The organism is Pseudomonas frederiksbergensis, assembly GCF_900105495.1.
Classification (GTDB): domain Bacteria; phylum Pseudomonadota; class Gammaproteobacteria; order Pseudomonadales; family Pseudomonadaceae; genus Aquipseudomonas; species Aquipseudomonas frederiksbergensis.
This window is the reverse complement of the sequence record NZ_FNTF01000002.1, coordinates 6232899-6251606: the sequence shown is the minus strand read 5'-3', so window position 1 is coordinate 6251606 and position 18708 is coordinate 6232899. Positions and strand designations below refer to the sequence as shown.

At 59.6% G+C, this 18708-nt stretch carries 19 protein-coding genes; 7 read left to right on the top strand and 12 right to left on the bottom strand.

What is annotated here, in order from left to right:
• Nucleotides 1-28 precede the first annotated feature (28 nt).
• The 5 genes from BLW70_RS29365 to BLW70_RS29345 form a co-directional block, all read right to left on the bottom strand.
• Nucleotides 29-808 carry an SDR family NAD(P)-dependent oxidoreductase gene (locus BLW70_RS29365; protein ID WP_074880225.1) on the bottom strand — a complete coding sequence of 260 codons (780 nt, stop codon included), beginning with the start codon at nt 806-808 and terminating at the stop codon, nt 29-31.
• 14 nt (nt 809-822) lie between these two features.
• Nucleotides 823-2268, bottom strand: a complete 1446-nt coding sequence (gene phrB / locus BLW70_RS29360; protein ID WP_083383409.1) for a deoxyribodipyrimidine photo-lyase — start codon at nt 2266-2268, stop codon at nt 823-825.
• A 35-nt stretch (nt 2269-2303) separates the two neighbouring features.
• Complete coding sequence (locus tag BLW70_RS29355; RefSeq protein WP_074880219.1) at nt 2304-3245, bottom strand: MerR family transcriptional regulator; 942 nt, start codon at nt 3243-3245, stop codon at nt 2304-2306.
• Nucleotides 3246-3255: 10 nt separating this feature from the next.
• On the bottom strand, nt 3256-4212 hold the full coding sequence (locus BLW70_RS29350) for a YbgA family protein (protein ID WP_074880216.1): 957 nt from the start codon (nt 4210-4212) through the stop codon (nt 3256-3258).
• A gap of 261 nt (nt 4213-4473) precedes the next feature.
• Nucleotides 4474-5460, bottom strand: a complete 987-nt coding sequence (locus tag BLW70_RS29345; RefSeq protein WP_074880213.1) for an NAD(P)/FAD-dependent oxidoreductase — start codon at nt 5458-5460, stop codon at nt 4474-4476.
• Between the two features lie 196 nt (nt 5461-5656).
• Here BLW70_RS29345 and BLW70_RS29340 point away from each other — a divergent pair, with 196 nt between their 5' ends.
• Entirely contained in the window at nt 5657-6559 is a 903-nt protein-coding gene (locus BLW70_RS29340) for a TIGR01777 family oxidoreductase (protein ID WP_074880210.1), read from the top strand.
• Between the two features lie 13 nt (nt 6560-6572).
• Nucleotides 6573-7598: a ferrochelatase gene (gene hemH, locus BLW70_RS29335; protein WP_074880208.1), complete on the top strand. Its 1026-nt coding sequence runs from the start codon at nt 6573-6575 to the stop codon at nt 7596-7598.
• Between the two features lie 73 nt (nt 7599-7671).
• Here hemH and BLW70_RS29330 read toward each other — a convergent pair whose 3' ends face one another.
• Together BLW70_RS29330 and upp are read right to left on the bottom strand one after the other, a co-directional pair.
• The gene (locus BLW70_RS29330; RefSeq protein WP_074880204.1) at nt 7672-8946 is read right to left on the bottom strand and encodes a uracil-xanthine permease family protein; all 1275 of its coding nucleotides are present in this window, start codon (nt 8944-8946) and stop codon (nt 7672-7674) included.
• 2 nt (nt 8947-8948) lie between these two features.
• Complete coding sequence (gene upp, locus BLW70_RS29325) at nt 8949-9587, bottom strand: uracil phosphoribosyltransferase (protein WP_008025893.1); 639 nt, start codon at nt 9585-9587, stop codon at nt 8949-8951.
• Nucleotides 9588-9750: 163 nt separating this feature from the next.
• Between upp and BLW70_RS29320 the strand changes: the two genes are divergently transcribed.
• Nucleotides 9751-10308 (top strand): hypoxanthine-guanine phosphoribosyltransferase, encoded by a 558-nt coding sequence (locus BLW70_RS29320; RefSeq protein WP_074880200.1) that lies wholly within the window; start codon nt 9751-9753, stop codon nt 10306-10308.
• A 39-nt stretch (nt 10309-10347) separates the two neighbouring features.
• Here the strand turns inward: BLW70_RS29320 and dauA are convergent, their stop codons facing one another.
• Entirely contained in the window at nt 10348-12069 is a 1722-nt protein-coding gene (gene dauA, locus BLW70_RS29315; RefSeq protein WP_074880197.1) for a C4-dicarboxylic acid transporter DauA, read from the bottom strand.
• Between the two features lie 151 nt (nt 12070-12220).
• Here dauA and BLW70_RS29310 point away from each other — a divergent pair, with 151 nt between their 5' ends.
• Together BLW70_RS29310 and BLW70_RS29305 are read left to right on the top strand one after the other, a co-directional pair.
• Nucleotides 12221-12706 carry a hypothetical protein gene (locus BLW70_RS29310; RefSeq protein WP_074880194.1) on the top strand — a complete coding sequence of 162 codons (486 nt, stop codon included), beginning with the start codon at nt 12221-12223 and terminating at the stop codon, nt 12704-12706.
• Between the two features lie 63 nt (nt 12707-12769).
• Entirely contained in the window at nt 12770-13057 is a 288-nt protein-coding gene (locus BLW70_RS29305; protein WP_074880191.1) for a PA4642 family protein, read from the top strand.
• A 200-nt stretch (nt 13058-13257) separates the two neighbouring features.
• On the opposite strand, the gene mqo is transcribed toward BLW70_RS29305, so the two are convergent.
• A complete protein-coding gene (mqo, locus tag BLW70_RS29300) occupies nt 13258-14766 on the bottom strand; it encodes a malate dehydrogenase (quinone) (protein WP_074880188.1) in 1509 nt (502 codons plus the stop codon).
• A gap of 740 nt (nt 14767-15506) precedes the next feature.
• Nucleotides 15507-15740 carry a hypothetical protein gene (locus tag BLW70_RS29295; RefSeq protein ID WP_074880185.1) on the bottom strand — a complete coding sequence of 78 codons (234 nt, stop codon included), beginning with the start codon at nt 15738-15740 and terminating at the stop codon, nt 15507-15509.
• Nucleotides 15741-15945: 205 nt separating this feature from the next.
• Between BLW70_RS29295 and BLW70_RS29290 the strand changes: the two genes are divergently transcribed.
• The gene (locus tag BLW70_RS29290) at nt 15946-16530 is read left to right on the top strand and encodes a YajG family lipoprotein (protein WP_074880182.1); all 585 of its coding nucleotides are present in this window, start codon (nt 15946-15948) and stop codon (nt 16528-16530) included.
• A gap of 99 nt (nt 16531-16629) precedes the next feature.
• Here BLW70_RS29290 and BLW70_RS29285 read toward each other — a convergent pair whose 3' ends face one another.
• Nucleotides 16630-16836 (bottom strand): hypothetical protein, encoded by a 207-nt coding sequence (locus tag BLW70_RS29285; RefSeq protein ID WP_074880179.1) that lies wholly within the window; start codon nt 16834-16836, stop codon nt 16630-16632.
• 190 nt (nt 16837-17026) lie between these two features.
• On the opposite strand from BLW70_RS29285, the gene BLW70_RS29280 reads away from it, so the two are divergent.
• Nucleotides 17027-17311: a hypothetical protein gene (locus BLW70_RS29280; protein ID WP_074880177.1), complete on the top strand. Its 285-nt coding sequence runs from the start codon at nt 17027-17029 to the stop codon at nt 17309-17311.
• 218 nt (nt 17312-17529) lie between these two features.
• Here BLW70_RS29280 and BLW70_RS29275 read toward each other — a convergent pair whose 3' ends face one another.
• Nucleotides 17530-18693, bottom strand: coding sequence for a 1-acyl-sn-glycerol-3-phosphate acyltransferase (locus BLW70_RS29275; RefSeq protein ID WP_173860457.1), 1164 nt, complete (start codon nt 18691-18693; stop codon nt 17530-17532).
• Between the last annotated feature and the right edge of the window lie 15 nt (nt 18694-18708).

Sequence of the window (18708 nt, the reverse complement as noted above, 5' to 3'; positions counted from 1 at the left end):
GAGCGATCAGCCTTGAGAGGCGGGTGATTTACGGCTGGTCCTTGATCGGCGGGTTGCTGCGCACCATGCGTTTGCCGATTGCCAGGTTTGCTCGGTGGGGTGGTTTCGATAATGGCCAGAGGTCAGCCATGAACAACGCGGGGAAGGCTATCTCCAGCGGCCGATCCTTGAGTTCGGCGAAGATGTGGCGTGCGGCCTTGTCCACCGGCCAGCCGAGTGGCGTGGGACTGTTTTGCGCTGTCAGGGGTGTTTCGACAAACCCGGGGCTGACCACGGTGACTTCGATGCCGTCTGGAGCAAGATCAATGCGCGACGATTCAAACAGATAACGCAACCCGGGCTTTGAGGTGCCATGAGCCTCGGACCGTGGCAGCGGCAGGTAGGTGACCGAGCTGGCGACGCCCACCAGATATGGCGCGGTGCCGGCGCGCAAGAGCGGCAGGGCAGCCTGGATGCAAAAGCTGCTGGCAAGCAGATTGGTGCGCACCACGTGCTCGACGATCGACGCATCGAACTGCTGAACGTCGACGTATTCGCAAGTGCCGGCATTGAGGATCACCGTGTCCAGGGCTCCCCACTCCTCGGCAATCTGCTCGCCGATTTCTCGCACGGTCTGGCTGTTGGTCAGGTCACCGGCCACCACCAGCACTTGCCCCGGATAACGCTGGGACAAGACCTTGAGTGGCGCCACCGAACGAGAGCTCACCGCGAGGTGAGCGCCGGATTTCAATATTTCTTCGGCCAGCGAGGCACCAATGCCGTTGCCGGCACCTGTGAGCCAGTAGCGCCTTGGAGGTGTAAAACTCATCCCATTCTCCTTTTTCAGTCAGGTAATCGCCCGGCAGATTGTCGTGATGGCAAGTTCTTGAACGCGGCCAGCGCCCGTTGCCGAGAGCTGCTCAGATTGACGATCGGCGAAGGATAATCCGCCACACCGAACAGGCCGCCGAGGTTCGCCGGGTTGTGCACATCCTTCTTGTTCAGCCCGGCCAGTTCCGGCAGCCAGTACTTGATGAACAGCCCCTCGCTGTCGAATTTCTCCGACTGGCTCAGCGGGTTGAAAATCCGGAAGTAGGGCGCCGAATCGGTGCCAGTGGACGAACTCCACTGCCAGCCACCGTTGTTCGCCGCCAGGTCGCCATCGATCAGATGACGCATGAAAAAACGTTCGCCTTCACGCCAGTCGATCAGCAGATTCTTGGTCAGGAACATCGCCACTACCATGCGCAGGCGGTTATGCATCCAGCCGGTTTCCAGCAATTGGCGCATGGCCGCGTCGATAATCGGCAGACCGGTGCGGGCCTCTTGCCAGGCCAGGAGTTCATCCGGGGCATCGCGCCAGGCGAGGGCTTCGGTTTCCGGGCGGAATGCGCAATGACGCGAGACCCGTGGGTAGCCCACCAGGATGTGTTTGTAGAACTCGCGCCACAGCAATTCGTTGATCCAGGTAACGGCGCCGACCTTGCCACTTTCGAACTCGCCCTGATTGCTTTGCAGCGCGGCGTGCAGACATTGACGGGGGGAAATCACCCCGGCGGCGAGATAGGCCGAGAGCTGACTGGTGCCGGGTTTGGCCGGGAAGTCGCGTTCGTCTTTGTAGTCGTCGATCTGAGCGTCGGCGAAGGTGACGAGGCGACGGTGGGCTTCGGCTTCCCCGGCAGGCCAAAGACTGCGCAGGCTGTCGCTGGGCGTTGCGAAGCCTTCAACGTTCGACGGGATCTTGTCGCTGTCGATCGCCAGCGGCGCCTGCACGGCGGGTGCTGGGACCCGTTGCGGTAACGACCAGTGCAGGCGGTCATAACACGCCTTGCGGAACTGGCTGAACACCTGAAAGTAGGTGCCCGTTTTGGTCAGTACGGTGCCCGGTTTCAACAGCAATTGATCGAGGTAGCTGTAAAAGTCGATGGCGTGGGCATTCAGTGTTTCGGCTACGGCTGCGTCACGACGGCTTTCATGAATGCCGTACTCCTCGTTGACGTGCACCGCGTCGACTTTCAACTGCTGGCAAAGATCGAGCAGCACCTTGGGTGCTTCATCCCAGCGAGATGCCTTGCGGATCAACAAGGGAATGTTCAGCTCATCCAGGGCGCTGCGTAACTCGCTCAGGTTGCGCAGCCAGAAATCCACTTTGCACGGCGCATCATCGTGTTCCAGCCATTGCTCCGGGCTCAGCAGATACACCGCCACAGTCGGGCCGCGGGCTGCAGCGGCCGAAAGGGCGGTGTTGTCATGGAGGCGCAAGTCGCTGCGCAACCAGATCAATTGCACAGAGGTGTCCGCACGATTCATTAAAAAATTCGCCATTAAATGAGCCCACGCTGAATCAGGCCCTGATGCGCTGCTAGCGGATCTTCAGCCAGGAACAAATCAGTGATCTTGTACGTTCGTGCGGACAACTCGGTGTGGTGGATGCATACCGTTGGTCCGGCAATCAATTTTGGGCAACTGACCCCGTTCAAAAGTTTCGGCAGCTGCGAAAGATTCATGGCTTTGCTGGAATACAGCAGTACGCCGCGGGCTTGCAGATGATCGACCGCCAGTGCGAGTTCGCCGGCAGGAAGTGGCCAGTCGAACACTTCCACCGGGCAATCGGCGCTGCTGATCAGCCAGGCGGTCAGCCACAGGTGGGGTTCCAGTGGCAGGTCCGAGTGATTGATCAACAACAGGGGCGCGGTGCGTAACTGCCGGTTGTTATGGTAGATGCGTGCGCCAAATTTGCTGCGTAACCAGGAGTAAAAAAACACTCGCTCCATCTGTGCGCCAAATTGGCCTTGCCAGCGTTGTTCCAGTTCAGCCAGCAAGGGCATCAGCAGTTGTGCGCACAAGGTCCGTGGTGGATACAGCGCCATGGCCTGATTGACGGTGTCATCGACGGTGCGTTCATTCAGTTGAGTGACCGCTTGCAGCAGCGTCTGGCGCAGCACTTGCCAATCGTTTTCGACGGATTGGGTTAAGGCCTGTGGGGTGTCGAGCAGTTGTTTGACCTGGCTGACAGCCACGCCGCGATTGAGCCAGGTGAGGATCGTCAGGATGCGTTGAACGTGGTCGGCAGAAAACAGCCGATGCCCCTTGGGCGTGCGTTGCGGGACGATCAGGCCATAACGCCGTTCCCAAGCCCGCAGGGTGACGGCGTTGACGCCAGTCTGCCGCGCGACCTCACGGATCGGCAGCCAGCCTTCGTCGAGGGCTTTCCTGAAGTCGGCACCGAGGTCTTCGCTGGCGCTGGTGTCGAGTGGGCTTTTCATTGGATTGTCATTAGATCGCGTTTCGCAGGCTGAGATTTTCCGGATGCGGTTGCAGGTAAACCTGTTGCGCGATGTACGGATCCGGGTGTTGACGGAAGAAGTGTTTGAGCAGCGTCAACGGCACCACCAGCGGCACGATGCCGTGGCGGTACTGGCCGATAACGTGTTGCATTTCCTGTTTGTCTTCAGGGCTGATGGCCTGTTTGAGATAGCCACTGATGTGCTGCAGGACGTTGGTGTGGGTGCGGCGCGTGGCGCATTTTTTCAAGGCCGCCATCAGCTCGCTGAAGTAGCGCGGGCCGAGTTCGTTCGGATCGGTCTGGCCCATGTTGCCCAGCAGATTCCCCAGGGTTTTGTACTGCACCGGATTGTGGGCCATCAGCAGGTATTTGTAGCGCGAGTGAAAGTCCGTGAGGCCACGGCGAGTCAAACCTTCGCGCAGCAACTGCTGCCAGGCACTGTAGGCAAACACGCGGGTGAGGAAGTTTTCTCGCAGCACCGGGTCGTTGAGTCGGCCGTCTTCTTCCACCGGTAGATCTGGATGCCGCGCGCAGAACGCCTGGGCATAGATACCTCGGCCTCCACCGTCCACCGGCGCACCGTTGGCGTGGTAGACCTTGACCCGATCCAGGCCGCATGACGGGGATTTCTGCATGAAGATGTAGCCGCTGATGTCGCCCAGTTCCGCGGCCATTTTCTGACCGTACTCGGCGAGTGGCCGGGTGACATTGAGCTCCGGGTTGACCGAGCCGACAGCCTCGGGATGTTCGGGATCACCCACCAGGCGGATCGGCTCCCGAGGAATGCCGAGGCCGATGGCGACTTCGGGGCAAACCGGGACGAAATCGAAATAGTCCGTGAGGGTGCGACTGCACAACTGCGAGGCCTTGTGCCCGCCGTTGTAACGTACTTCTGCGCCCATCAGGCAGGCGCTGATGGCAATCTTCGGTTTCACGGCGTGGGGCATTGGAGCACCTCGAATCTAAACCTGTACAGACTGTTCAGTCTGTACAACATGACTTCATCATAGATTCAAAGGTGTACAAGTCAAATTAATTGTACAAGTTTTTTGTGAGGATCAACGCCGCGTCTGCATCGCCTGCAACCCGGCATTCGACTCTGTGCCTTCGTCGTCGCGACAGCTCGATGATCAGAAGATGTTTTTCGCGGTTTTGCGGGTGGGCTGCTGTCTATTTCGACAGCAGCAATTGACTCTGATCGATGCGGTTTACTGCAGATGCGCATGCAAGCGGCGGGCGGCTTCCTGGCCGCTGAGCCAGGCGCCTTCGACACGACCGGACAAGCACCAGTCGCCACACACATAGAGCCCCAGGTCGGCATCGGCCAAGGCCCCCCATTCATGACTGCTGGCCGGCCGGGCGTAAAGCCAGCGGTGCGCGAGGCTGAAGGTCGGGGCGGGCATGGAGTCGTGCAGCAGCTCGGCAAATGCGCCGTGCAATTGCTCGATCACCGCTTCCTTGGGCAGGTCGATATGCTGCCGACTCCACGCGCTGGTGGCGTGCAAAACCCAGGTGTCGAGGGTGATGTCACGTCCGGGTTTGCTGCGATTGCGAGCCAGCCAGTCGAGCGGGCTGTCCTGTACGAAGCAGCCTTCCATGGGCGTATCCAACGGTACCTCGAACGCCAGCGCGACAGCCCAGGTCGGGTCCATTTTCACCCCGGCGGCGGCACCGGCGAGTTTCGGCGCGGAGGCCAGCAGTGCAGTCGCCTGAGGCGCCGGCGTGGCGATGATCACATGGCTGAAAGGGCCGTGGGTGAAGCCTTCGGCGTCCTGCAGATGCCAGTGTTCTTCGCCGCGATAGACCTCGGTAATGCGGCAGGCAAAATGCACCTCCAGGTCGCCGAGCAGCCCACGGGTGATGGCGCTCATGCGCGGCGTGCCGACCCAGCGAGTCTGTTCGTCCGGCGACAGGTTGAGCTGGCCACCATGGTAGGTGTAGAGCTGCGGTAACCATTCGGCGACCCAGCCTTTTCCTTGCCAGCGCTGGACTTCAGTGACGAAGCGACGGTCGCGGGCAGTGAAATATTGCGCGCCCATGTCCAGAGCACCCGCATCGCTGCGCTTGCTCGACATGCGTCCGCCACTGCCGCGGCTTTTATCGAAAAGTTGAACGACATGCCCGACCTCTGTAAGGGCCTGGGCGGCGGAGAGTCCGGCGATGCCGGTGCCGATGATTGCGATAGGTACAGTCATAGGGGCCTCGTTTGCCTTTCTGTACAGACTACGCCGTGGATGAAACCTGTACAATATTGTTTTTTGGTATAACTTTTAGCGTTCTTGTTCTGACAGCTTGGCCTATTGTTAAACACAGAGCCTGCCCGATACCAAAGATCCCTGCATATAAAAATAGACTAGTGATCAAGGTAAAACGCCACGCGAGGAAGAAGTCATGCACATATTGCTGACCGGCGGTACTGGTTTGATAGGACGTCAGCTCTGCCGACACTGGTTGAGTCAGGGACATCGTTTGACTGTCTTGAGCCGCACACCTGAAAAAGTCGCGCAGATTTGCGGTGCGCAAGTGCGGGGAATCGCACTGTTCGAGGACCTTGGACAGGAAACGGTTGATGCCATTATCAACCTGGCGGGCGCACCGATTGCCGACCGACCCTGGACCTCCAAACGCAAGGCGCTGCTCTGGAGCAGCCGGATCACGCTGACCGAAACCATGCTGGCCTGGCTCGAAAGCCGCGCGCAGAAACCGCAGGTATTGATTTCGGGCTCTGCTATTGGCTGGTATGGCGACGGTGGGGAGCGCGAATTGACCGAGCAATCTCCGCCGGTCATCGATGATTTCGCCAGCCAGTTGTGCATCGCCTGGGAGGAAACAGCCCAGCGCGCCGAGGCGTTGGGCATTCGCGTGATCCTCATCCGCACCGGGTTGGTGTTGTCGGCCGAGGGCGGCTTTTTGTCGCGGCTGTTGCTGCCGTTCAAAATGGGGCTGGGCGGGCCTCTGGGCAGTGGCCGGCAGTGGATGCCATGGATCCATATCAACGATCAAATCGCCCTGATTGATTTTCTTCTGCATCAGGAAGACACCAGTGGTCCTTATAATGCCTGCGCGCCCAAGCCGGTGCGCAATCGCGAATTCGCCAAGACGTTGGGTAGCGTGCTGCACCGTCCGACGTTCATGCCCATGCCGGCCCTGGCGTTGAAGGTGTGTCTGGGCGAGTTGTCGTCGCTGTTGCTGGGTGGCCAGAAGGCTGTACCGGCTCGCTTGCTGGAAGCGGGTTTCACTTTCCAGTTCACTGATTTGCGCGCGGCTCTGGACGACCTTTCCAGCCGCCTTTGAAATAGGACGTTGCATGACCGATCACGCATTGCTTCTGGTCAACCTGGGCTCGCCGGCTTCCACCTCGGTGGCGGATGTGCGCAGTTACCTCAATCAATTTCTGATGGACCCGTATGTGATCGACCTGGCATGGCCGGTGCGACGTTTGCTGGTGTCGCTGATCCTGTTCAAGCGCCCGGAGCAGTCGGCGCACGCCTACGCCTCGATCTGGTGGGAGGAGGGCTCGCCGTTGGTGGTGCTCAGTCGTCGCCTGCAACAGGCCATGACGGCCCAGTGGACCCACGGTCCGGTGGAACTGGCGATGCGTTACGGTGAGCCGTCGATTGAATCGATGTTGGTGCGCCTGGCGGCCCAGGGTCACAAGCGGGTCACGCTCGCACCGCTCTATCCACAGTTCGCCGACAGCACAGTGACCACGGTGATTGAGGAGGCCAAGCGAGTGGTTCGCGAGAAGCAGCTGGATGTGCAGTTTTCGATTCTCCAGCCGTTCTACGATCAACCGGAATACCTCGATGCGCTGGTGGCCAGCGCCAAGCCGCATTTGCAGCAGGATTACGATCACCTGCTGTTGAGTTTCCATGGTTTGCCGGAGCGGCACCTGACCAAGATCGACCCTACCGGTCACCATTGCTTCAGAAGCGACAATTGCTGCCAGAACGCTTCGCCAGAAGTTTTGGCGACCTGCTACCGCGCCCAATGCCTGCGCACGGCCTCCGAGTTTGCCAAGCGGCTGGGGCTGCCGGACGGCAAGTGGTCGGTGTCGTTCCAGTCGCGTCTGGGGCGGGCCAAGTGGATCGAACCCTACACCGAAGCGCGCCTTGATGAGCTGGCTGGAATGGGCGTGAAGAAAGTGCTGGTGATGTGCCCGGCATTTGTCGCCGATTGCATCGAGACGCTGGAAGAGATCGGGGATCGCGGCAAGGAGCTGTTCCGCGAGGCGGGGGGAGAGGAGTTGGTGTTGGTGCCGTGTCTTAACGACGACCCGCAGTGGGCGCGGGCGTTGAGTGCCTTGTGCGAAAGAGCGCCGCTGGCGCTTTAAACTGTGGCGAGGGGGCTTGCCCCCGTTTGAGTACAGATCGTTCCCACGCAGAGCGTGGGAACGATCAGTTCGCTCAAAGCAGCGATTCATTCGCCTTCTTGTGCTTCCAGCTGTCATTGCCCGGCAGCAACAGGTTCAGCGCAATCGCCGTCACCGCGCACAGCGCGATGCCTTTGAGGCCGAAGTCGTCCGGCCCTGTGCCGGTGCCGACCAGTACGCCGCCAATCCCGAACACCAGGGTCACCGAGACGATCACCAGATTGCGCGCTTCGCCCAGGTCAATCTTGTGGCGAATCAGCGTGTTCATGCCCACCGCCGCGATCGAACCGAACAACAGGCACAGAATCCCGCCCATCACCGGCACCGGAATGCTTTGCAGCAGCGCGCCGAACTTGCCGACGAACGCCAGGCTGATGGCGAATATCGCCGCCCAGGTCATGATCTTCGGGTTGTAGTTCTTGGTCAGCATCACCGCGCCCGTCACTTCGGCATAGGTGGTGTTGGGCGGGCCGCCAAACAGGCCGGCTGCGGTGGTGGCAATGCCATCGCCGAGCAGGGTGCGGTGCAGGCCGGGTTTCTTCAGGTAATCGCGACCGGTCACGCTACCGACAGCAATCACGCCGCCGATGTGCTCGATGGCCGGGGCCAGGGCCACCGGAACGATGAACAGAATCGCCTGCCAGTTGAATTCCGGCGCGGTGAAGTGCGGGATTGCAAACCATGGTGCAGCGGCAATTTTCGCGGTATCAACGACGCCGAAATAAAACGCCATCGCAAAACCCACCAGCACGCCCGAGATGATCGGCACCAGGCAAAAGATGCCTTTACCGAACACCGCGACGATCAGGGTGGTCAGCAGCGCGGGCATCGAGATCAGCATCGCCGTCTGATAATGAATGAGCTCGGTGCCGTCGCCAGCCTTGCCCATCGCCATGTTGGCGGCGATTGGCGCCATGGCCAGGCCGATGGAGATGATCACCGGGCCAATCACCACCGGTGGCAGCAGACGGTCAATGAAACCGGTGCCTTTGATCTTCACCGCAAGGCCGAGGAAGGTGTAGACGAAACCGGCCGCCATCACGCCGCCCATGGTCGCCGCGAGACCGAACTGGCCCTTGGCGAGAATGATCGGGGTGATGAAGGCAAAGCTCGACGCCAGGAACACCGGCACCTGACGCCCGGTGACGATCTGGAACAGAATCGTCCCCAGGCCTGCGGTGAACAGCGCCACGTTCGGGTCGAGGCCGGTAATCAGCGGCATCAACACCAGGGCGCCGAAGGCCACGAACAGCATCTGCGCACCCGACAGCACCGTGCGCCAGAGCGGATCGTTGAACTCTTGCTGCATGCTCAAGCGTCCTTCTGCTTGGTACCGAAGATCTTGTCACCGGCATCGCCCAGGCCTGGGATGATGTAACCATGCTCGTTCAGTTTTTCGTCAATGGATGCGGTGTAGATGGTCACGTCCGGGTGAGCTTTCTCTACGGCGGCAATGCCTTCAGGGGCAGCCACCAGCACCATCGCGCGGATATCCCGGCAACCGGCCTTTTTCAGCAGGTCGATGGTCGCGACCATGGAACTGCCGGTGGCGAGCATCGGGTCGATGATCATCGCCAGGCGTTCGTTGATTTCCGGAACCAGTTTTTCCAGGTAGGTATGAGCCTGCAGCGTTTGTTCGTTGCGGGCCACGCCCACGGCGCTGACTTTGGCGCCTGGGATCAGGCTCAGCACACCTTCGAGCATGCCGATGCCTGCGCGCAGGATCGGCACGACAGTAATTTTCTTGCCGGCGATTTTTTCGACCGACACCGTGCCGCACCAGCCTTCGATGTCGTAGCTTTCCAGCGGCAGGTCTTTGGTGGCTTCATAGGTCAGCAGGGCACCGACTTCCTGAGCGAGCTCACGGAAATTCTTCGTGCTGATGTCGGCGCGGCGCATAAGGCCAAGTTTATGGCGGATCAGCGGATGGCGGATCTCGAGGATGGGCATGGGAAAGGCTCCGGCGGCGGGCAAAAAAACCGGCCTAGATTAATCTATCCGAGGGTGTTGTCCTATAGACATTCAGAACGTTAGTCCACAAATGCTTGATCTGGCCTCGCTTGATGCGTACCTTTGCCCGCTTTTCCTGAACCGCCACCCCCCGGAGAACGCCATGCCCGCAGATCTCGAGCATATCCGTCAAATCATGCGAGAGGCTGACTGCCTGTACACCGAAGCTGAAGTCGAGGCGGCCATCGCCCGTGTTGGTGCACAAATCAACGACCAGTTGGCTGAAAGCAATCCTGTGGTGTTCTGCGTGATGAACGGCGGGCTGATTTTCTCCGGCAAACTGCTGACCTATCTGAACTTCCCGCTGGAAGCGTCCTACCTGCACGCGACCCGTTATCGCAACGAAACCAGCGGCGGTGATCTGTTCTGGAAAGCCAAGCCGGAAGTCTCGTTCCTCGACCGCGACGTGCTGATCATCGACGACATCCTCGATGAAGGTCACACCCTGGGCGCGATCATCGACTACTGCAAACACGCCGGCGCCCGCGCTGTGCACACCGCCGTGCTGATCGACAAGGACCACGACCGCAAGGCTCGCCCGGACCTGAAAGCCGATTTCGTCGGCCTGCCATGCATCGACCGTTACATCTTCGGTTACGGCATGGACTACAAAGGCTACTGGCGTAACGCCAACGGGATTTTTGCCGTTAAAGGCATGTGAATGGGGTGACTGTCCGCGCAGTTTGCTTGAACTGCGCGCTCAGTCCTGTCCGGCGAGCCAGCGTTCGCTTTTGCGTCGAGCCTGTTCCAGATTATTCACATAGGCCAACTGGCGCTGCTCCCGATGAATCCCCGCGCGCCTGAGTTTCAGGCGTACCCGTGGAGCGGTTCCTACCAGAATCAGGCCGATGCCGTCGGTGCGGTAATCCCTCAGGATATTGTCGAAGGCAGCCAGTGCCGTCATGTCCAGCATGGGCACGGCGCTCATCTCGACGATCACCACTTTGACCTCCGGACTGAATTTGCGCAGCACGCCCAGGGCTTTTTCGGCGGCACCGAAAAACAGCGGCCCGCGTATCGCATAACAACGAACATGCTCCGGCATATCCCGTAAGGCTTGATGGAATTCGCGAGGCAGTTCGGCGGTGTCCGTGAGGTCGCTCATGCGCTTGATGAACAGACCGGCGGCCAGCAGCAGGCCGACGGCGACAGCCATCACCATGTCGAACAACACCGTCAGGCTCAGGCAGGTCAGCAACACCAGCACATCGCTGCGGGGCGCGATGCGCAAGGTATGCAGCACGTGCCGGGCCTCGCTCATGTTCCACGCCACCATCACCAGCAACGCGGCCAGAGCAGCCATCGGCAGATAGCTGAAAAGCGGTGCGAGGACGAGTATCGCCAGCAGCACCACAGCACTGTGAATAATGGCCGCCAATGGCGAAAACGCTCCGCTGCGCACGTTGGTGGCACTGCGGGCGATCGCCGCCGTGGCGGTAATGCCGCCGAACAGTGGTGCGATCAGGTTGCCCAGGCCCTGGCCCAGCAGTTCTGCATTCGGATCGTGTTTGCTGCCGGTCATGCCATCCGCCACCACCGCACACAGCAAGGATTCGATGGCCCCGAGCATGGCAATGGCGAACGCCGGTGCGAGTAGCTGACGAATCAGATCGTAAGACAGGTGCAAAGGCTGGCCGTCCGGGCCGGGAAGATTCCACGGCCAATCGAAGCTCGGTAGAAACGGCGGAATCCCGGGATGGCTGACGCCTTCGACCATATAGCTGAAACGCTCGCCCAATGTCGCCACCGGCAGCCCGCCGTGCTCCAGCGCCAACCCCAGGAGCGCGCCGATGGTCAGCGCCACCAGATGCCCCGGAATCCTCGGCACCCACCGTGGCCAGACAATCAGAACCGCCAGGCAGCTGATGCCGATGATCCCGTCCCCCAACCGGGCGCTGGGCAAGGCCAGAATCAGTACACCCAACTGTTCGATGTAGTGCTCTGCCTGGCCGGGAGTGTTCAGGCCCAGAAAATCCTTCAATTGCAGGGTTGCGATGACAATGCCGATCCCGGCGGTAAAACCCAGGGTAACCGGATACGGAATGTACTGGATCAACCGCCCGGCTCGGATCAGCCCCAAGGCTATGAGAATGACGCCGGCCAGCATGGTGCACAGCAGCAAACCGCCCAGGCCATATTGTTGGGTGATGGGTAACAGAATGACCACGAAGGCAGCGGTCGGCCCACTGACATTGAAACGTGAACCTCCTGTCAGGGCGATCAGGGGCGCCGCGATCAGCACCGTATACAACCCATGCTGAGGCGGTACACCCACGGCAATCGCCAGCGCCATGGCCAGCGGGATGGCGATAATCCCTACCGTTACCCCGGCGCTGATGTCGCCGCGTAAGCGTCTGAGGGAGTAACCAGCGCGCCAGGTCTGACGCCAGGCGGCGAACAACGGGGGAACGGAGAACGACATGAGCACTCCACGGTAGATGGCGCACCGTTGAACGACGGCTGAAAGCTCTTTCAGTATGGCCAGCTTCACCCTGCGAAGTATTGACCCATATCGCCAATTCGCGCGGTTGATCCTCATGCTAGAGTGCTCGGCTTCGCCTTGGGAGCCTGTCATGAGCCTTTTAATCCGCAGCTGCGCCGCCCTGTTGCTGACTGTCAGCCTGCCTCTGGCGGCCGCCCCGGTGCCGATGCACGCGCAGTTCCTGCCCCCCGATGACCTCACCCTGCGTGACGCGGAGCCCGAGCAGCAACAGTTGTTGCAGGTTACCGAGTACTCGGTAGTGGTCGGCAGTCAACGCCAGTCCAACCAGCAGCCGATCCCGGTCACGTCGCCGTTGCTGATCCGACTCAAGGGCAAATCCTTGAACAAGGGTGCGACCATCAGCCAGGTGCTGGTCAATTTCGATGGTGAAAGCAAAAGCCTGAAAAAGCCGATCTACGACGACAAGAGCAAAACCCTGACGCTGTTTTACCCGATGGCGCAGTACCGAGTGGTGATCGACTTGTTGCGCAATGACACGGTGTATTGCCAGTTCCTCAGCTACGCCAACGGTCATGTCTGGGCCGATCTGCACACGGGCGCTGTTCGTCCGCGTTGAGCCCGGTGGCAAGGGAGGGGTAAACTGCCCGCCCCGTGAAATGTCTGCGAGCTGGAGTCGGCAATGCGTAAAGATAAGAAGCAAGTGATTGGTGACGAGATCGGCGATGAGCAGATCAAGCTGTTCCTCGATTTCGAACCGGTCGACGCCACGTCGCCGTCGCTGCACAAACTGATCAAGGCCTATCGCGGCCTGCGCATCGATGACTTCGAACGTTTCCTGACGTTCTTCGTCGAAGCCGGTCTGGATCTGAACGGCAAGGATGAGCACGGCAATGACTTCGTCGCCCTGATCAAGGATCAGCGTAATGCGGCCGAGTACATCGAATTGATCGAAAAGGCTCGCGGTTAACGTCAACACACCGACATTTGTGGCGAGGGAGCTTGCTCCCGCTGGGCTGCGGAGCGGCCCCAAAATTCTGCGAACGACGCAGATTTTTGTGAGCGCTGCGCACTCAAGCGGGAGCAAGCTCCCTCGCCACAATGATTGTTTCACCGCATAAAAAAACGCCCCGCTCTCAAAGAGAACGGGGCGTTTTTTATGGAGCCGAATCAAGCGTAGCTTTCGGTCTCGTTGCTGGCTTCAACCAGTTCCAGCGCGACGTTGTTCTGCACATTGATCTTGCGATATAGCGCAGCGTCGGTTTCCAGGACTTTTTCCCGAGCCGGGAAGATTTCCGCCAGTTTGGCAGCCCATTCACCGGACGCTTTGTTCGGGAAGCATTTTTCGATCAGTTCCAGCATGATCGAAACGGTCACCGACGCACCTGGCGACGCGCCGAGCAGGGCAGCAAGGCTACCGTCCTTGGCCGCGACCAGTTCGGTACCGAACTGCAGAACGCCGCCCTTTTTCGGGTCTTTCTTGATGATCTGCACCCGTTGGCCAGCCACTTCCAGGCGCCAGTCTTCGGCTTTCGCCAGTGGATAGAAGCGACGCAAGGATTCCAGGCGCTGTTCCATCGACTGCATCACTTCGCTGACCAGGTACTTGGTCAGGTCCATGTTGTTTTTCGCCACGGCCAGCATCGGGCCGATGTTGCCGGCGCGAACCGACATCGGCAGGTCCATGAAGGAACCGTGTTTGAGGAACTTGGTGGTGAAACCGGCGTAAGGTCCGAACAGCAGGGACTTCTTGCCATCGACTACTCGGGTGTCCAGATGCGGCACGGACATTGGAGGCGAACCCACCGCTGCCTGGCTGTAAACCTTGGCCTGGTGGTGCTTGACCACTTCCGGGTTGTCGCAACGCAGCCACTGGCCACTGATCGGGAAGCCGCCGAAGCCTTTGCTTTCTTCGATGCCCGACGCTTGCAGCAGCGGCAGTGCAGCGCCACCGGCGCCGAGGAAGACGAATTTCGCATCGACCTCACGGGTATTGCCGCTGTTGACGTCCTTGATGCTGACAGTCCAGCCGCCGTTGTTGCGCTTCAGGCCGGTCACACGCTTGCAGTACTTGACCTGGGCATCGGGAGCGCTGGTCAGGTGCTTGAGCAGTTGATTGGTCAGGGCGCCGAAGTTGACGTCGGTGCCGTTCATGACGCGGGTGGCGGCGACGACTTCGTCGGCCGGCCGGCCAGGCATCATCAGCGGCATCCACTCGGCCATGGTGGCCTTGTCTTCGGTGTATTCCATGTCCGAGAAGGCGTGGTGCTTGCTCAGCGTCTTGAAACGTTCCTTGAGGAAGGAAACGCCATCGTCGCCCTGCACGAAGCTCAGGTGCGGCACCGGGCTGATGAACGTCTTGCACGAGCCGAAGGTGCTTTTCCTGGTCAGGTAGGACCAGAACTGCTTCGACACCTCGAACTGGGTGTTGATGTGCACGGCTTTCTTGATGTCGACGGTGCCGTCGGCGGCCTGCGGCGTGTAGTTGAGCTCACACAGCCCGGCGTGACCGGTACCGGCGTTGTTCCACGGGTTCGAACTCTCCGCAGCACCGGAATCCATCAGCTCGACGACTTCCAGCTTGATCGCGGGGTCGAGCTCTTTGAGCAGTACAGCGAGGGTGGCACTCATGATGCCGGCCCCAACCAGTACTACGTCGACTGCTTCGTTATGCGCCATTTAACGCGTCTCCAAAATCTGCAGCACCAAATTGTCGGCATGGCTGCCAGGTGTTCAGGGGCGTGTCAGTGAGGCCCCAAGTAACCATGGCAGTATCGCCATGTCCGAATCTTCGCAATTTTTTGCAACTTCGACGGACGCTACCGGCCGGGTCTAAAAGAGTCACATGAACTCACTTCAACACGCGGCTGGCAATTCGACTTATGGTCGATACATCCGTTTGTGCAACCAAATCCGTAGAGGACAGGCTTCAGGATCCGGTGTTCGAGGCGTACTCGGTCCTGTGTCGTTGGGCTGTTTCAGACGCTAATGGTGCATGTTCAGACGCAAAACTATTCATTTGCTCGCCACACTCTTGTGAAGTTGTGAAAACCCGTTTTTTTCACGCTCTTTTGAAGACGTGAACCTCAAAAAAGGGCTGCCCCAGCCTGGCACCGTGCCCGGATGGATTGCCGCCATGGGATACATGACAGGCAAAACGGGCAAACAGCTCAGTGACCGAGCGTAATGACAGCTCTGCAGATTCGCGAAAAGTGGGGTTTTTGCTCAAGGAACAGCAAGCGCGCCAGCTTCACTCGATCTGTGTGGGCGGCTCTCTGTAGGGCGGTGCGGGGTGTCAATACAAGCGCATTGACGATGCTGCGAGGCCCGATCAGGAGACGTCCTTATAATCGGGGGGAGATTGTAGCGAAGAAACGCAGGGAAATGGTCGTGTTAAATGACTTTTATTAGGTGTTCGGTCAGGTGGTCAACAGTTGCTGAGCCCGCGCACGAGGCTGGCGCTGGCTGACACGGGCGCTAGGGGGCAGGGGGTGATGTAACCAGTTGAGACGGATTTCTTCGATTTCGACCCAGCCATCACCCATCGGCTGGAGGCTGCACTGTTTGAATGCCTGGCAAAGGCCGTTGCGGTCGAGCAGGGCGAAGCAGCGATGCAGAGGGCGTGGAGTGAACAGCGAGATGAGATAGCGCATGGCGAAGTACCTTGTGGGGTGACTGCTCTGAAGGTTGCCAGCGTGCCGTGACGAGCAAGTGTATGGGCGGTGACATATCTGTGACAGGAACCGCAGTCTGGAGGGTTTGTCAGAGATTTCAGTATTCACTGTGAGGTGCTAGTTACCCACAGTGGCCCACCGCTATACTGCGGGCCTGTTTGTGCCTGATTCTGGAGAGAAGAGCATGTTGCAACGCCTGTTGTTCGGTTTGATCACTGTGACCAGTTTGACCCTGGTCGGCTGCGCCCACAGCCCGCAACAACTGAATCCGGAACCCAAGCTGACCACTCAGCTGGCACCGGTCGGCCGTGGCCAACCGGTGGTGGTGCGTGTGGTGGACGGTCGTCCGTCGCCGACCTTGGGCACCCGTGGTGGCCTGTACCCCGAGACCAGCGCGATCACCGTGCAGGGCGCGCAGATTCTGCCGAAGTTGCAGGCTCAGGCCGAAGCGGCCGTGCGGTTGTTGGGCTTCACCCCAACTTCCAATGCGCTGAATGCTCCGCAGTTGACCGTGACCCTGTCGGAGCTGAAGTATCAGTCGCCTAAAGAAGGCATGTATGTGACTGAAGCCACCATTGGTGCGACATTCCGTTCCGATGTGCAGAACGCCAACCGTCGCTACAGCGGTCGTTATGGTGCCTCCCTGGATCAGCGTTTTGGTATGGCGCCGAATCAGGAAACCAACACCAAGCTGGTCAGTGATGTGTTGAGCGATGCGTTGACGCGTCTGTTCAAGGATCCGACGATTGGTCAGATTCTCGCCGAATAAACGTTCGCTGGAATCAAAAAAGCCCGGTGCCAGCAATGGCCCCGGGCTTTTTCATGCGTGCTGATTTGGTGGAACTGCACCCACAAGGGATCCGCGGTGTCAGGCGGCCTGCGAATAAAAATCCAGAACACTCACGCCCGTCAGCAAATCCGTCTCCGGCAAATCCGCATGCTGATGCCCGCCCAATGCGCAATACACCAGCCAGTGGCAGTCCTGGACGTTGAAGGCGAGGCTGCCGACGAGGTTTTGTTGTTCGTCGCTTTGGGCGATGAGGTAGAGGCGATCCTGGTTTTCGGCGTGCAACATGACGGTTTCCGTGTCGGTTTCGAAGGGCGCCAGACTGGATGATCCAGATGAAGGTGCCGTGACACAGGACAGGAATTGATCGAATGGTTCGTTATTTGTCGGAAAGCAAGGGCAGGAGGTGAGGCTTTCGGTAGAATTCGCGCCGCGGTCGCCGGTTCGGCGTCTGCCACCTGTTTTGCTGAGGTCCGTGATGTCGTTGCATTTGATTTCGCTGTTTACCAACCATCCCGCCAAGTTGATCAACCTGTTCGCCTTGTTGTTGGCCTTTCCGGGCAGCTGGTTGCTGCATGCCACTCGGCGCCGCGAACAGCGCGCGCGGGCCATTCTCCAGGCGCAAAGCCAGAGCCGTCGTATCGATGAGCCGACGTTGATGCCGGACAGTGCGACCTCGCGCATGAACCGGTTTTTCTATCGTTTCGGTTTTGCCTGCCTGGGGTTGGCGCTGCTGGTGTCGTGGATCAGCACGCGCTTCTGAAGCGCTGACACCAACCTTGTGGCGAGGGGACTTCTGTGGCGAGGGGATTTATCCCCGTTCGGCTGCGCAGCAGTCGTAAGTCGGTACCCCTGGCCTGTCTGAAAAATATGATCGCAGGTTTTGGGGCCGCTTCGCAGCCCAACGGGGACAAGTCCCCTCGCCACAGGTGATGTGGTGACAGTCAAATAGAGCGCCGTTGTCGTATCCAGCCAAAAGCCCTACAGCGGCAAACCTGCTTTCACACGGTACTGATTGCGCACCGGCGTCGCGTATTGCAGGACCATGAACGGACGATGCTCCTCAGGGCACGCGTCCAGACGCTGTTGCCATTGCTCCTGCGCCTTGGCCAGTTCGTCGGCCGCAAACACTTCAGAGGCTTTCGGCACCTGCAATTGCGGGTCGGCGTCTTTCCACTGGGCGTAGGCCAGGTAATGCACCGGGAACAGGCGGTAGCCGCCGAGGATCTGCCGGTCTATCTCGACCGCCAATTGCTTGGTGTCGTCGAACAGTTCAGTGATCGGCGAGGCGAAGTTCACATGCACCCGGCCCTTGTAGCCGGTGATGCCCTTGGCGATGCTGACATCGTCCTCGCCCGGCACTTTGGTGTAGCTGCCGGTGGTGGCGCGGATGAACAGCTCGCGAGCCTTGGCTTGATCGCACGGATCGTATTCATAGCTGATCGACACCGGGGTGAGGTTCAACGACTGAATGACTTCGCCGAACGGCTCGTCCTTGCGGCTCATGTGGAACATCTTGAGGATCGCCGACTCGGTGCGGTCGTCGCCGTCCTTGGCCCGGCCTTCGGCCTGGGCGATCCAGATCGAGGCGCAATCGTTGCGGATCGAGTGGTTGATGTAGGCCGACAGCAACTGATACGCCGCCATCTTCTCGCGTCGACCGGTGATCGAACGGTGCACGATAAAACTCTTGTTCAGGCGCATCAGATCGCTGACGAAGGGCTTTTGCAGCAGGTTGTCGCCGATCGCGATGCGCGGTGTCGGCAGGCCGGCGTGGTACACGGCGTAATTGACGAAGGCCGGGTCCATCACGATGTCGCGGTGGTTGGCAATGAACAGGTAGGCGCTGCCGGACTTGAACTGCTCGACGCCGGTGTACGTCACACCGTCCGTGGCTCGCTCGATGGTGTGGTCGACATACATCTCGACTTTATCCTGCAACGTGGCCACCGACGTCACGTCGGCGAACTCACGGCGCAGCCGATGAGCTATAAGAGGTTTGAGCATCCAGCCGAAAGCACCGGCAAAACGCGGGAAGCGGAAGTGGATGAGGATATCTAGAAACGCCTTGTCGCCGAGCAGCCGGTCCAGCACCGCAGGGACTTCGCTGTCATTGTAAGGTCGGATGGCATCGAATTCGCCCATCATGCTCTCTTGTTA